The organism is Synoicihabitans lomoniglobus (assembly GCF_029023725.1).
Taxonomy (GTDB): Bacteria; Verrucomicrobiota; Verrucomicrobiia; order Opitutales; family Opitutaceae; genus Actomonas; species Actomonas lomonigloba.
The window spans coordinates 1,381,283-1,396,889 of sequence record NZ_CP119075.1; the positions used below are offsets into that span (position 1 = coordinate 1,381,283).

Sequence of the window (15,607 nt, forward strand, 5' to 3'; positions counted from 1 at the left end):
GGGCGAAGGTGTCAAAAAAGATGAAAAAGGTCGCCGGGCTTCGTCCCTTCGACCCGACGATCACCGATCTTGGACCACCCACGTAATCTTCCCATGAATCATCTTGCTGCCTCCAACCCGCCCACGACTCCCTCGGCGGGAGAATCCGCAACTTCGAGGGAGCTGTTTCCCTTGCTTTATCATGAGCTGCGTCGAATGGCGGCGGCGAAGATTTCCCATGAAAGCGGGGACCAAACCCTGCAGGCGACTGCACTCGTGCACGAGGCTTGGATTCGTTTGTCTGGTAACACTTCCCAATCGTGGGAGAACCGGGCCCAGTTTTTTGCCACCGCCGCAGTCATCATGCAGCGAATCCTCATCGATAATGCGCGCCGCAAACAAGCGCTGCGCCGAGGGGGAGGTGCGGTTAGAGTAAGTGCGGATATCACTGGTTTCGATGTCGCCGAGACTCCTGATAACGACTCGTTACTACTGGTGAACGATGCCATGGATGCGCTGGCGGCGCATGACTCCCGTAAAGCGGATTTGGTGAGATATCGTTACTTCGTGGGACTTTCGTTGGCGGAAGCGGCTGATCTTCTCGGGATTTCTCAGCGCACCGCTGAGCGGGATTGGAGTTACGCGAGGGCTTGGTTGTTGCGGGAGGTTAATCGGATTAAACAGCTGGAGTGACGGGATCCAAAATGCACTGAGGCCGGAGTGACATCTACAAAGTCAATATCGAGGGATGAATACAAAACCGGATGAAATTCTTTTTGCCGAGTTGGTTTCGCTTTATGGCGAAGAACGTGAGGCGCGACTTGATCAAGTGAGTCAGAATGATCCGGCTTTGGGTGAACGTCTCCGCAGTTTGCTCGAGTTTCACGATCAGTCCGGCAGTTTTCTGGAAGAGCCTATCTTTGGTCCGTTGACCGCAGAAGCTCGCGAACAGCCCGGTGACTCTATCGGCAACTATACCTTTGTCCGAAAACTGGGTGAAGGTGGCGGTGGGGTCGTTTTCCTGGCGGAACAGCATCAACCGGTCAGGCGTCAGGTAGCGCTAAAGATCATCAGGTTGGGGATGGACACCGGCGCGGTGATTGCTCGCTTCGAACTCGAGCGGCAGACCTTGGCGATGATGAATCACGCGGATATCGCCCGCGTGTTTGATGCCGGCACGACTACTGCGGGACGATTGTATTTTGTTATGGAATACGTCGACGGCGTGCCGTTAACGACGTTTTGCGATGAACATCGACTCGATCTGAACGCGCGTCTGACCCTTTTCGTCCGCGTGTGCCTCGCCCTGCAGCACGCGCATCAGAAAGGGGTCATTCATCGTGATATCAAGCCCTCCAATATTCTGGTCACGATGGAAGGAGAGGTGCCGACTCCCAAAATCATCGACTTTGGCATCGCCAAAGCCACCAGAGGGCAACTCGGGGAAAAAAGCTGGGTTACGCGCGTGGATCAACTGATGGGCACGCCGCCCTATATGAGCCCCGAACAGGTGGATTCTCGGGAATGGGACGTCGATACTCGAAGTGACGTTTATGCGTTGGGCGTGCTGCTTTACGAAATGCTCACCGGTGCATTGCCCTTCGGTTCGGAGATCTTTCGGAGGAGCGGAATGGAGGAGATTCGTCGCATTATTTGTGACCAGACGCCGTCGCGACCATCGCGTCGTTTGGCCACGCTGGCAGCGGACGACGCTCAAACCGTCGCGCAAAAACGGCGCACGGGCTCGCTACAACTCAGATCCGTCTTGGTCGGCGATCTCGATTGGATTGTGATGCGTTGTCTCGAAAAAGATCGGGATCGGCGTTACGCGAGTGCGCAGGAACTGGCGGACGACGTTCGACGCTATCTGCGGCGGGAGCCGGTTTTAGCGCATCCCCCCGCGGTTGCTTACCTGGTCAAACGCTTTGTTGCCCGCCATCGCTTCGCTTGTGCGAGTGTCGTGATGGCGGCATTGATCTTGGTCGGTGCCACCGTTGTCAGTGTGCGCCAGACGTTGCGCGCCCGCGACGCGGAGCGCATAGCTCGGCGCGAGGCAGCCACTGCAACGGCGGTCAATCAGTTCCTGGTGGAGGATCTGCTGCGCCAAGCCGATAGCAATGTTCAGGCGGATGCGCGCGAAATGCCGAATCCTGATTTAAAAGTCCGGGAGGCCTTGGATCGCGCGGCGGTCCAAGTCGGTAATCGCTTCAAGGCGCTGCCCATGGCGGAAGCCGGCGTCCGTTCCGCCATTGGACAATCCTACATCGGCGTCGGTCAGGCGGGGGCCGCGGAACCGCAACTTCGTCGTGCATGGGAACTGCGTCAGGCCGAGTTTGGCGACGATCACCCCGATACGTTGGCAGTCGGTTTGCTATTGGCGCGTGCTTTCGTCGACCAAGGTAAATTGGAAGAAGCCGCGACACTGCAGAGTCGGATATTGGAGACTCAAACCGAGCGTTTCGGCCCGGATTATCCCCGCCGTTATGAAACCATGAACGAGCTGGCTGACTCCTACCATCTGCTGGGGCGCTTCGAGGAGTGCGCTGCTCTTCAGCAAGACGTCTATGCCCATGGATTGCGCGTCCTAGGCCCGGAGCACCCGGATACGCTCCTCGCAATGAGCAACCTCGGTAACGCCTACATGCTGCTCAATCGAGACGACGAGGCGCTGGACCTGCAAACCCGGGCGCTGGCCGCGCGCAAAAGGGTGCTGGGGGAATATCATCCCGCGACGCTCAACACCCTCAGCAATCTCGCGGAGACCTATGGTAAATTGGAAAGATTGGAGGAGGCCGAAGTGTTGCAACTCGAACTCCTGGCCAACACCCGCCAGGCGTTGGGAGACGAACATTTTCAGACAATCGCGGCGCTGATCAACTTGGCGGGAACCTACAACGAACGAGAGAACTACGTGGCGAGTGAACCCCTGTTGGAGGAGGCGGCCGGGACCGGTCGGCGCGTTCTGGGCGACGAGCATCCGATCACCCTCGCCGCCCTCAATAATCTGGCGATGGTCTACGGGAGAAATGGACGTCCAGAAGACGCGCTCAAGACGAAGGAGCAATTACAGGCAGTCGTCGCCAAGGTTTTCGGCACCGATCACCCGAACACGCTCATTACCGCCCTCAACCTTGCGAACTCCTATTACGATCTGAAGCGCTATGCGGAGGCGATCGCGGTTCTCAATCCACTTCCCGAGGCTCTCATTGCACGCTTCGGCGTGAGCCACGCCTACCGCAGAAGGGCGCTGGAGCGTTTGGCCGACTCGCATGCTGCGCTCGGCGATATCGCAACCGCGGTAGGTTGGAGACGCCAACAGTTGGCCGCCGCGCGCGAGGCCGAAAATCTGCCGTCCGGTCACGTGATGGGAGTTGCGACGGTTCTCGCGACCGAATTGCTGGCCGAAAACGAATTTGCGGAGGCGGAGCCGATTTTGCGGGAGGTGGTCGCGTTCCGGGACCGAGAGGAACCCGACGCCTGGACCACATTCAACAGCCACAGCTTGCTCGGGGAGGCCCTCCTTGGACAGCAACGTTATGACGAGGCCGAACCCCGGTTGTTGGAAGGCTTTCGCGGTTTGCGAGACCGTGGGACAACCATTCCCGCCGACTTGCAGTTTCGTCTCGATGAAGCGCGCGACCGGGTGGTGCGACTTTACGAGGGCCTGGGGCGCACGGCCGAGGCGGACCGGTGGCGCTCGCTGCCATCGCAGCCCGGTGATGTGGCCGAGCCGACGGCAGACGACTCTGCTCAAGGTTAGGAACTGCCCGACTCCGCGATTCCGGTCTGCGCGATGGGAACGCCGTGTTGCCCGGTGTTGCGGCGGCGACGGCAGCAGACCCACCCCAGAACTCCGGCTCCGGCCATCGCTGCGTAGCTCGACGGCTCCGGCACGGCCGAGAGCGAGGCCGACCAATTCACGGTGCCTGCCCCGCTGAGCGTGCCGAAGTCACCGGATGACATTCCTAGATCGGCTAGTGATTTATCCGCGAAAAATAGCGACCCGGCTATACTTGTGCTAGGAGTAAACCCCGCTGGTCCGTATATGGAGCCATTGACCGCAAACCCGAATGAATCTCCGCTTGCCGAAGTGGCATCGACGCTCAGCCACGGCAAGTATCCAGAAACTGTAGAAAAGGCGGTCGACCATTCTTCATTATCCTGGCCCATAGCATAGAAATTAAACTCGGAGATGTTCGAATGTTGACCCGGAGTCGTCCACGACAAACCGGATACCGCCCAATTACCCGAATAGCTGGCGATGACATCGCCGCCGGTTTGATTGAAAATGATGGTTATCTGCGCACGCGCGGATAACGCGAAGAATAGTGAGATCAACAGCAACGCAGCCGCTAGAGGGCGTCGGCTATAACAGGTAGGTGAAACTTGGCAGGGGCGGGATTTAGATTTCATGAATGGCGGTGTTGAGTTTTCATTCAAAGGTCGAGGTCATGTGAATGGGGTTTCCTAGGTTCGTGTGGCGGTTGGTGTCTTAATATAAGATACTACAAGTTAATGTGTTAAACGTTTTGATCTGCTCGGCCTGCAAGTCGGTTGGGTCTTTGTCGGCCGATGATCGGAGAATGCTATGCACGCCTTCGCCGGGGTTTGTTCGCCGTTCCACTTTACGTAGGTGATTGGCGAGGGGGGAATGGTGGTGTGCTACTCACGCCCTTGGAAGGGTCGAGGGGAGCATGTCCATTCAACCTACGGTGCTCCAATTGGACGAATTCGCGTAAAGACTTTTCGCTGCTCCATCTGTTCGGTTTGACGGAGTTTAAAACGATCAACGTCACTGCCGACCGTGGCAGCGGTATGAGTATGAAGGATGGCCGAATCATGGGTCTCTGTATCCCAAAGCGGGATTTTGAGACCGAATCCGCCATCAATCCCCAAAAAAAATCCCGGCTCTACCGGGATTTTCCGATCGACCATCGGGCAATCAGCGATTGCCGGTGGTCACTGGCGGGGGAATAGCGTGTCAGTTCAACGCCGGACGGTGGCGGGCCAGCAAAGCGGCTCCGATCGATTGGGAAAGTTCGCCGAGCGTGGCGGGCACGAATTGGATGTTCGCGCGTTGCGCGGGGAACAAGTAGGGCAGCGCGGCGTCGCGGATGCCATCGAGATAACGCTTCCGGAACTCGGGCGTGGTGGATTCAGGATCGATCAAACCGCCCCCAATGACCACGTAAGCGGGATCGAGAGCGGTGATGAGATTGGCGGCATGGAGACCGAGTGCCTTGGCTTGGAAGTCGAACATGTCCAAGGCCAGCGGGTCACCGACTTGAGCGCGATCACGCAGCGAGAAACACTGCTGTTTAATCGGCAGCTCGGACTGGTGCAGCTCGTGATCGGGGTAACGCTTGAGCGTGTCGCGGAGCAGTTGTGGTAAACCGGAAATGGTGGTGTAGGCTTCGATGCAACCCCAGCCCTTGCCGCAACCGCATTCGTAAACCGGCGCATTGCCGAGCAGGTGCAGTGGTGCGGGCATGTGACCGGCTTCCATGCCGGCGAAGTTGTCACCGCCGAGATGGAGGCCGTCGGCATTGACGTAGGCGCAGCCGAGACCGGATCCCGGAGCCAGCAGGATGACGCCGACCTTGCGATCACCGCGGACCGCGTGAGCCTCGCCCACGCCGCCGAGATCCCCGTCGTTGCCGGTGGCCACGAACACCGGACGTCCCGCTTCCGCGCTCAACGCAGCCGTGTAGTCGGCGAGAAAGTTCCAGCCTTCAAAACTGGCCGGCAGGTTGGCCGACTTATCGAGCACCCCGTAGGCCTGGTAGGGACCGGGCAGTGCGAGACCAACGCCCCGGACCTGATCCCACGTGATCTCGTTGTCGACGAGGAATCCGCGCACGCCCTCGACCCAACCCGCGATGACGGCGGCGGTGCCGTCCTTGGAATTGGTGGAGCTTTGGCGCAACTCCTGGGAGATCACGGTGCCATCGGCAAAAATGCCGCCGGTTTTCGAAGTGGTCGCACCGCTGTCGGTGCCGATGAAGATGTCAGGTTTAGCCATGGGGAAAGGAAGTTGTCCGGGGAAAAGCGCAAGCAAGGCGAGGCTGACGGGCAAAAACAAGCCCCGGTTCGCGAAGAACCGGGGCTGGAGAGGGAGGCACGAGGGAGTTCGTCGCGGTCCTATTCGGGGATTTCGTATATTTCGATGAGGGCGTTGCCGGCGGCCACCGCGGCATCGGCGGCGGAGCTGAGTTCCACGGTGTAGGCTCCCGGGCGCAGCGTGATGATCAGGGCCGCGTCGGTGCCGCCGGTGGCGAAGCTGAAGGCACCGACGTTGGCGTTGGCGGCGGTGATCTCGGCGGCCGAGGCGGTGCGTTGACCGACTTTGACCGGAGCCGGCGTTTCCCAGTTGTCATTGCGAGCGACCACTTGCTCGTTGGCGTCGTAGACGGTGAGCTTGGGATCGGAGAGGACGCCGGGGACGCCGTAGGCACCGAGACCGGGACCGGCGCCGCGAACCAGCACGCGCTTGGGGCTGTTGCCGGTGACGATGAAGCCGCCCACGAGCACGCCTTCGCCGCCGACGACGCGGCCGCGCGAGGAGATGTTGATCAGCCGCTGGTATTCGGAGTTGGGATTCTCGGAAGCGTCGTAGATCTCGGCGATGGCCACGCCGGCGTCACCGTTGTTGGTGACGCGCATGGTGTAGGCGCCCGGAGCGAGTTCGGTGGTGTAAACCGCATCGAGGCTGTCCGCGGCCAACGGGAAGGCGCCGATGGTGCTCATGGCTTCGGCGGTGGCGTCGTCGCCACCCCAGTTGTCGACTTCGGCCACGACTTCACCGGTGGCGTTGTAAACGGTGACCTGCGGGTCGGGCAACGCGGTGGTGAGACCGAACTGGGCCAGGCCCGGTCCGATCGCCCGCAGCAGCACGCGCTTGGACGTATCGCCTCCGATGACGAAGCCAGCGACGAGGGCGCCGGAGTCGGTGGTGGCGTCAACGTGGGCACGGGTCGAGAGGTTGATCAAGCGGTCGGTGCGCAGCGTGCCGGTGGAGAGGCCGGCGAAGTCGTCCTCGGTGCCGTCGGGCAGGAGGATGGTGCCGGTGACCGTCGTGCTCGGAGCATCGACGTTGCCGATGATGGTGGCCTGTTGGGCGGTGCTGATGTTGAAGGAGCCGTTGCTCGCCACGGTGCCGGAGCCGCCGGTGATGAGGCCCGGGGTGACCGCGATCACGTAGACCTTGCCGGTGGTGCCGACGATGGACGTGGTGGTGCCATTGGCGGAGTTGAGGCTGTTGGACTCATACAGGCCGGCGATGGTCGCAGTGGGGCCTTCGGGCGGTTCCACCGCTCCGGAGAGGGTGACGCCGAGTTCGGCGATGGCGAGGTTGAGGACCCCGCCTCGTATCGTGCCGGTGAAGGTATAGGCGAGGTCACGGGCGCTCGCCGGCAGATCCTTGCCCACGCGCTTGCGCAGCGGATGCGTGGCGAGGCTGGTCGCCGCGGTGACGGGATCGCCGAGGATTTGCAGGTTCAGGGCCGTGATACTGCGGTCCTCGTTCACTTGGAAGGTGAGGATGTAGTATTGGCCGGTTTGGGTGATCAGACCGAAGAGGGTGCCGATGGTGGAGTCTTCGGGGATTTCCACGGCAAATTCGGTGCCTTCGTTGGTCGTGCCGAAGTAAATCAACGGACCGGCTTGCGTCACCTCGAAGGTTTGGGTCACCGGGGCGGCGGCGGCAAAGACCGCATCGCCGGCTTGATCGGCGCGCACGGTGACGGTGCCACTGGCACCGGTCATGGTGACGGTGTTGCCACTGAGCATAACCGGACCACTCACGATGGTGAAGGTGACGGGCAGTTCCGACGAGGCGGTGGCCTGCAGATCGAAGGCTTCACCGTTGGCCTGGCGGTTGGTCAGGGCATCGAAGGTGATGGTCTGACTTTGCTTGACGATCGAGGTGATCGTGACCGTGGCGGAAGCCGCGTTGAAGTTGGCGTCCCCGGCCTGGGCGGCGGTGATCGTGATCGGCGCGGTGGACAGCGCGGTGAGGGTCGATCCACTGAGCGTGGCCGCTCCGGAGGTCACCGCGAAGGTCACCGGGGTGAGTCCGCTGGAGGCGGTGGCGCTCAACTCGGTGGCGATACCGGCGGTGAGTGTGCCAACGGCACCGATGGTGACGGTCTGGTTGGCCTTCTCGATGACAAAGTCGTCATCATCGGCTCCCTGGTAGTTGGCGTCCACGATGGTGGCCTCGACGGTGTAGGTGCCGGCGTTGGTGGGCGCCGTGGCGGCTGCGTTGTAGGTGAGGCTGACCGTCATGCCGCTCGGCGTGGTGGTGACGGTGGGCTCCAACGCGCTGCCGGTGTAGGTCTGGGTGAGATCGGCGAAGGTGATCGCGCCGAGCGCCTTGGTGATGGCACCGGTGAGGGACGGTTGGCTGACGGTGTAGTTACCCGCATCGGTTCCGGCGAGGGCAACTCCGGTGACGGTGACCGTGATGCCGGAGCCGGCGGTGGCGTCGCTGTAGGAACCGGTGGCACCGGAACTGTCGAGGGTGACGGTATCGCTGCCCTGGATACCGGCGAGGCTGGCGCCGCTAAAGTCGAGGGAGGCGACGGTGGTGCCGTCGTAGACCTTGGGGGTGACGGTGGCGCCGATCACCGTGAGGTTGGTGACGGTGATATCGGCGGTGAGGTCCGTCGGCAACGTGAGGGTGTAGTTGCCGGCATCGGCCCCGGTCAGCGTGGCGCCGGCCAGGGTGACGGATTTGCCGGTGCCCACGAGTTTGTCGGCGAAGTGGGCGGTGGCTCCGGAGGAGTCGACGGTGACGTCGTCATCGCCCTGGACCCCGACGAGCGTGAGGCCGCTTTCATCGATGTCGGCCGTGGTGGTCGCATCGTAGGCTTTGTCGCGGGCGGCCAGACCGGTGAGGGTAATCTCGCGGGCGGTGATGTCAGCGGTGGTGGTGGGTTGCACGAGCGCGTAGTTTTCCGCGTCGGCCCCGGTGAGGGCGAAGCCGCTGGTGGTGACGGTTTTGCCGGTGCCGATGAGGACGGTGTCGAAGGCCGCCGCGGCCGCGGAGGAATCGAGGGTGACCGTATCGCCGGTCTCAATACCAACGAGAGAGGCGGCACTGGTATCGAGGGTCGCCAGCGTGGTGTCGTCGTAGACCTTGGAGGCCGCCGTGACACCGCTGATGGTCAGTTCCTTGGCACTGATTTCGGCCAGCGCGGTCGGGGAGGTGAGGCTGTAGTTGCCGGCATCGGTGCCGGTCAGGGTGAGCCCGGTGATGGTGACCACCTTGTCGGTGCCTTTGTCTTCGGTGTCGAAGGTGCCGAGGGCCGCGGTGGTGTTGAGCGTGACGTCGTCGCCGCCGATGACGTCGTGCAACGTGGCGCCCGTGAGGTCGAGCGTCGCGTCGGTCGTGTTGTCGAAGGGTTTGTCGGCGGCGGTGATGCCGGTGACGGTGACCGCCTGGGTCGTGATGGAGGCGGTGGCCGTGGGTTGAACCACGGTGTAGTTGGAGGCCTGAGCGCCTCCGAGGCTAAAGCCGGTGATGGTGACGGTTTTGCCGGTGCCGACGTTTTTGTCGGCAAAGGTGCCGGTGGCGGCGCCGTCGACCGGGGTGACGGCATCGGAGCCGACGATGCCCACCAGGGTGGCCCCGCTCGTGTTGAGGGTGGCGGTGGTGGTGGCGTCGTAGGTTTTGTTCCCGGCGGTGACACCGGTGATGGTGAGCGCGATGGCGGTGATGTCGGCGGTGGCGGTGGGCGCGGTGAGGGTGTAGTTGCCCGCGTCGGTGCCGGCGAGGCCGAGGTTGGCGGTCGTGACCGTTTTGCCGGTGCCCACGTTGGCATCGGCGAAGGTGGCGGTGGCACTCGAGCTGTCGAGGGTCACGGTGTCCGTGCCGAGGATACCGCCGAGGGTGGCGGAGCCGAAGTCGGCCGTGGCGGTGGTGTTACCGTCGTAGGCCTTGTGCTGGGCGGTGGTGCCCGCGACCGTTAGCGTGGCCGCGGTGATGTCGGCGGTGGTCGTGGGTTGGGTAAGGATGTAGTTGCCGGCGTCGGCTCCCGCGAGGGCCAGACCGGTGACGGTGACAGGTTTGCCGGTGCCGACGTTTTTGTCGGCGAAGGTGCCGGTGGCGCTGGAGCCATTGATCGTCACCGTGTCGGAACCGATGACGCCGACTGGCACGGCCGAGCCGGTGTCGAGGACGGCGGTGGTGCCGGCATCGTAGACTTTGTTCGATGCGGTGGTGCCGGTGGTGGTCAGGGTGGCCGCCGTGATGTCGGCGGTGATTCCGGTGGGTTGGGACAGGGTGTAGTTGCCGGCGTCGGTGCCGGAGAGGGCGTAACCGGTGGCGGTCACGGCCTTGGCGGTGCCGACGGTCTTGTCGGCAAAGGTGGCGGATATGCCAGCGGTATCGAGGTTCACGGTATCGCTGCCTTGGATACCCACGAGGGCGGGGGTGCCGCCGAGAGTGGCGGTGGTGGTGGCGTCGTAGGTTTTACCCGCGGCGGTGGCACCGGTGATGGTCAGCGGTGCCGCGGTGATGTCGGCGGTGAGGCCGGTGGGTTGCGCGACGGTGTAATTGCCCGCGTCGGCGCCGGAGATAGCGTAACCGTGGGCGGTGACCGCTTTGGCGGTGCCGATGGTTTTGTCGGCGAAGACGCCCGCGGTGTTGGCCGTGGCGAGGTTGACCGAGTCGCTACCCTGGATGCCGACGAGTGTGGGTGTGCCGCCGAGGGTGGCGGTGGTGGACGCATCGTAGACTTTATTGCCGGCGGTGGCGCCGGTGATGGTCAACGCCGCCGCGGTGATGTCGGCGGTGAGGCCGGTGGGTTGGGCGACGGTGTAGTTGCCCGCGGCGGTGCCGGTGAGGGTGACGCCCGTGACGGTGACGCTTTTACCTGTGCCGATGGTTTTGGAGGCGAAGGCGCCGGTGGCGCTGCCGAAGTCGGCAGTCACGTCGTCCGAGCCCACTTTTCCGACGACGGTTCCGGAGCCGGTGTTGAGGACGGCGGTGGTGGTGGCGTCGTAGGTTTTGCCCGCGGCGGTGACTCCGGCAATGGTGAGGCCCTTGGCGGCGATGTCGGCGGTGAGGCCGGTGGGCTGCGACAGGGTGTAGTTGCCGGCATCGGTGCTGGCGAGGGCGTAGCCGGTGGCGGTCACCACCTTGCCGGTGCCGACGTTGGCATCGGCGAAGGTGGCGGCAATGCCGCCCGTGGCCACGGTGACGGTATCGCTGCCTTGGATACCGACGAGGGTGGGAGCGCCGCCGAGGGTGGCGGCGGTGGTGGCGTCGTAAGTTTTGCCCGCGGCGGTGACCCCGGTGATGGTCAGCGGAGCCGCCGTGATATCGGCGGTGAGGCCGGTGGGTTGAGCGACGGTGTAGTTGCCCGCGTCGGCCCCGGAGATGGCGTAGCCGTGGGCGGTGACCGCTTTGGCGGTGCCGATGGATTTGGTGGCGAAGGAGCCCGCGATGCTGGCCGTGGCGAGGTTGACCGTGTCGCTGCCTTGGATACCGACGAGGGAGGGCGTGCCGCCGAGGGTGGCGGCGGTGGTGGCATCGTAGACTTTGCCCGTGGCGGTGGCACCGGTGATGGTCAAGGGGGCCGCCGTGATGTCCGCGGTCAACCCGGTGGGTTGACTGATGGTGTAGTTGCCTGCGGCGGTGCCGGAGAGGCTGACGTTGGCGACGGTGACCGCTTTGGCGGTGCCAATGGTTTTGTCGGCGAAGGTGCCGGTGGCGCTGCCGAAGTCGGCGCTCACGTCGTCCGAGCCCACTTTGCCCACGACGGTGGCGGAGGCGGTGTTGAGGGCGGCGGCGGTGGTGGCGTCGTAGGTTTTACCCGAGGCGGAGATCCCGGTGATGGTGAGACCTTTGGCGGTGATGTCGGCGGTGAGGCCGGTGGGCTGAGCGAGGGTGTAGTTGCCCGCGTCGGTGCCGGAGAGGGCGTAACCGGTGGGCGTGACGGTGATGCCGGTGCCGATGTTGGCGGAGGCGAAGGTGGCGGTGGCGCTGCCGCTGCCCAGGGCAATGTCGTCTCCTCCGATGGTGCCGGAGAGGGCGGCGGAGGTGTTGACCAATGTGGCGGTGGTATTGCCGTCGTAGACTTTACCCGAGGCGGTGACGCCGGTGATGGTCAGCGGAATCGCGGAGATGGCGGCGGTGAGGCCGGTGGGCTGGGTGAGGGTGTAGTTGGCCGCGTCGGCGCCGGCGAGCGCGAGGCCGGAGGCGGTGACGGTGATGCCGGTGTTCACGTGTTCATCCGCGAACGTGCCGGTGCCGCCGGCGGCGTCGAGGGTCACGGTGTCGCCGGACTCCACGCCCACGAGGGCGTGGCCGGAGGTGTTGAGAGCACCGGTGGTGGTCGAATCGTAGGCTTTGTTGACTCCGGTCACTCCCGTGACGGTGAGGGGCTTGGCCGTGATGTTGGCGGAGAGCGTCGGTTGGGTGAGGGTGTATTTGCTCGCATCGGTGCCGGAGAGGGTGAAGCCGGTGGTGTTGAGCGTGATCCCGGTGCCCACGCCGGCGGAGGCGAAGGTGTAGACGGGGGAACCGCCGAGGGACACGTCGTCGGAGCCGACGATGCCGGCGAGGACGGCGGTGCCGGAGGCACTGCCGGTGGTGGTCTTGTCGTAGGTTTTGGCGTCGCCGGTGAGGCCGGTGACGGTGAGCGGCGCGGCGTTAACGGTGATCGTTAGTAGCGCACCGGTGGAGTTACCGGCGGTGTCGCCAACTTGGACGACGTGGTTGCTGGTGGCGATCGTGGAGGGCGTGCCGCTGAAGACGCCGGTGCTGGCGTTCATGCTCAACCCGGCCGGGAGACCGACGGGGGCGGTGAAGGTGACCGGGCTGCCGCTGGCCGTCAGCGTGTAGTCGGCCGCGGTGCCGTAGGTGAAGGACGGGCTGGTCGAACTGGTGATCACCGGACCGGTGTTGTCCAAGGTGATAGTCAGGCCGCTGGAGGCGACGGAGGTGTTGTTGGCGGCGTCGGTGGCCTTGGCTGTGATGGTGTGTTCGCCTTCGGAGAGGGTGGACGTGACGATTGACCAATTGCCACCGGTGGCCGTGCCACTGCCGATCTGGGTCGTGCCGTCGGTGTCGTAGAGTTTGACCGTGGCACCGGCTTCGGCCGTGCCGGTGATGGTGGGCGTCGTGCCCGTGGTGATGTTGTCCGAGTTGGACGTGCCGGCGTCCGAGCTGGAGGCAAGGTCCGGCGTCGAGGGCGCGGCCGGCGCGACATCGTCGGAGACGGTGATGGTGAAGGCCTCCGCGTAGGTGCCGCTGGAGTTGCCGTCGTCGGTCTGAATGCGCACGGCGTAGTCACCCGCCGCGAGGGCGGAGGCGTCGTTCGCCCGCAGGGTGCTGCCGCTGATGTTGAACGAGCCGTTGTGGGTGGCGCCCGTGCCGGAAACCAAGGTGTAGGTGTGGCTGTCGCCACTGTCGCTGTCCGTCGTCGAGAGCGTGCCCACCGACGCGTTCGTGCCACCGGACTGGTTCACCGCACTGCTGCTCAACGCGATGTCGGTGGGCGTCGCGTTGCCGGATGCCTGTTTGATATTCAACGCGAGGTGAAGATGAGCGCTGCCATTGTGGGTCCAGTCCATGGCGACGGATGAAGCGCCGGGTTTGAATCCGGTGGTGAAGATTCCGTAACCGCTGCTAAGAGGTATGGGAGAAAGACCGGTGAGGGTCCGGGCGCTACCGGGGGTCAATACAGCCGGAGCGCTGCCGCGATAAACATCGAAGACTTCGAAAACCATGTCGCCGCTGGTGCTGGTGACAGAGAGCGACGAAGCGGTCGTGCTGGTGGCCTGAGCGGTTTGCAGGCTGGAGGTGGAACTGGACTGGGCCGCGCCGGAAAAGGCGATGGCGTGGATGAATTGCACGTCGCCCGAGGCGGCGTGAGTCACCACCACGTTACCACTCGTGCTGGAAGCCGAGGTGCCGAGGGGAAGGACCCAAATCGAGTCGACGGCGGTGCCGTCCTCTCGTTCGCCCACCTGGGTCATCGCGGTGCCTCCGAAGGTCACCGTGGTTATATCGGTCGATCCGGAATTGGCAGCCGCGACGAGCAGCAGTCGATCGGAGCCGGCGGGCACGGTGAAGGATTCCAGGGTGCGGTCTCCGGGACGTAGCGAAGTGCGGGGGCTGCCGATGGGTTTCACACCGGTGGAGGCGTCGTCACTTACGGTGAGGGATGAAATGGTGTCGCCGGTGCCGTAAGGGTTGGCGTTATCGCTGTCCCAATTGGCCGGATTGTTGAGCGCATAGAGCAGCTCGGTGCGGCTGCCAGAGGTGGGAGCCGTCGATTTATAGCAGGCGTTGTCCCGCTCGCCGTAGTAAGAGGCCGATACGAGCGTGGAGTCGTCGGCGGTGGAGTTGTAGTCTGAGTCAGTCGTCTCGCGATGGGCAGGATTGGGGAACAGGGAAATGGCAGTGGCACCATTGATCAAACCGGTGGGGAGGGCGGAGTCAGACACGGCGGTGGGGTCGGTCTGATTCCACGTGGTGGTGGGGTCGTATTTGCCCGGGGCCCAATTGTAGTCGCCATGGATACCAGCAATGAAATTGGGGGACGAGGGGGCTGCGCCTGAAGAACTGGTGTAGGCGAGTATTTGATCGCCGGCATATATCGAAAAACCGCTGCCGCTTACCAAAGTCATGGAACCTCCACCAGTTACCGTCATGGTGTCGGTCGTTGTTTCTTCCACGTGAACGACCGAGCCTTGAGCCAATCCGCTGCTGGGAGCGTTGTAGCGATAATGAGTTTCGGTGTTGGACTGCCAGTCCGAGCCGGACCATCCTTGTTCGGTGAAGTAAATGGCTTCGTTGCTCTCCAACTCCACCAGGGTCACGAAAGAAAAACCGTCGGTGCCGTCGGTATTGTAACGCACAAAGGCAATATCTCCCGGGACTCGCGTGGGAGTAGGGATGGGGGCAGGCCTAGATGATGAAGCAGGAACCGTCAGTGCGCCTTTGTCCGCATCCAAAGTGTCGGCTTCTGCCACCAACGCAGGAGCGAAACAGCACAACAAGATTTGGATGCAGCGCAGAGTTCCCATATCCTTGGTGCGGGAAGCGCGGTTCCGGGTTCCGGTCCGAGTCCGGGAAGAGAACAGACCCGGGAGGGTGGGAAGCGCTTGGCAGATTGATTGCAGCAGAGACGAAGGAACGACGGATCGAAGTGACATGGATGGTGAGTTCAGGCGGAGACGTGAAAGAGGATTAAAACGGGAAAGTTGCAGTGCGGCCCGGAAAGCTTCCGGGCTTACGGCGAGTGATGAAATTTCATTAAATAATCGGTAAGTATAAATACATATACTGCTCGTAATGAGGAAAATAGGGGGTTTTCATGAAGTCCGATCATTAAAATGCAAACCCGTTTTTGAACTTAATCGTTTTCCCCTGCTTTAGAGGGGATGCACCGACGTAAGGATGCAGTTCGATGGCAGTTGGGGCGTAGCTAAAGCGAGGATACGAGAGCGCTGCTACCGCCGATTTGGTCACCAAATTGGTGGCGCACTACATGGATCTACGCAAAAATTTCCGGAACCGCGCGAGCCGTGGATACGACTCGAACGATCGAGCTCTTCGCGGCTCGAATCACCGGGCGGATATATCCGCTGCAGCCGGAGCGACCGGGAAAAAACG

At 62.8% G+C, this 15,607-nt stretch carries 5 protein-coding genes; 2 read left to right on the forward strand and 3 right to left on the reverse strand.

The features are described from left to right. Positions 1–93 precede the first annotated feature (93 nt). Entirely contained in the window at positions 94–672 is a 579-nt protein-coding gene (locus PXH66_RS05335; protein WP_330928530.1) for an ECF-type sigma factor, read from the forward strand. A 55-nt stretch (positions 673–727) separates the two neighbouring features. Beyond that, complete coding sequence (locus tag PXH66_RS05340) at positions 728–3,739, forward strand: serine/threonine-protein kinase (protein ID WP_330928531.1); 3,012 nt, start codon at positions 728–730, stop codon at positions 3,737–3,739. Here the strand turns inward: PXH66_RS05340 and PXH66_RS05345 are convergent. The 3 genes from PXH66_RS05345 to PXH66_RS05355 form a co-directional block, all read right to left on the reverse strand. Continuing rightward, positions 3,736–3,942: a PEP-CTERM sorting domain-containing protein gene (locus tag PXH66_RS05345; RefSeq protein WP_330928532.1), complete on the reverse strand. Its 207-nt coding sequence runs from the start codon at positions 3,940–3,942 to the stop codon at positions 3,736–3,738. The genes PXH66_RS05340 and PXH66_RS05345 overlap by 4 nt on opposite strands. A gap of 1,018 nt (positions 3,943–4,960) precedes the next feature. Continuing rightward, positions 4,961–6,001 (reverse strand): ROK family protein, encoded by a 1,041-nt coding sequence (locus PXH66_RS05350; RefSeq protein WP_330928533.1) that lies wholly within the window; start codon positions 5,999–6,001, stop codon positions 4,961–4,963. Positions 6,002–6,120: 119 nt separating this feature from the next. Further along, positions 6,121–14,850 (reverse strand): YDG domain-containing protein, encoded by an 8,730-nt coding sequence (locus PXH66_RS05355; RefSeq protein ID WP_330932260.1) that lies wholly within the window; start codon positions 14,848–14,850, stop codon positions 6,121–6,123. Positions 14,851–15,607 lie beyond the last annotated feature (757 nt).

What these genes read in the sequence shown, in the direction of transcription:
- PXH66_RS05350 (WP_330928533.1), bottom strand. Translation starts at nt 6,001, where the DNA reads ATGGCTAAACCTGACATCTTCATCGGCACCGACAGCGGTGCGACCACT.
- PXH66_RS05345 (WP_330928532.1), bottom strand. Translation starts at nt 3,942, where the DNA reads ATGTCATCCGGTGACTTCGGCACGCTCAGCGGGGCAGGCACCGTGAAT.
- PXH66_RS05335 (WP_330928530.1), top strand. Translation starts at nt 94, where the DNA reads ATGAATCATCTTGCTGCCTCCAACCCGCCCACGACTCCCTCGGCGGGA.
- PXH66_RS05340 (WP_330928531.1), top strand. Translation starts at nt 728, where the DNA reads ATGAATACAAAACCGGATGAAATTCTTTTTGCCGAGTTGGTTTCGCTT.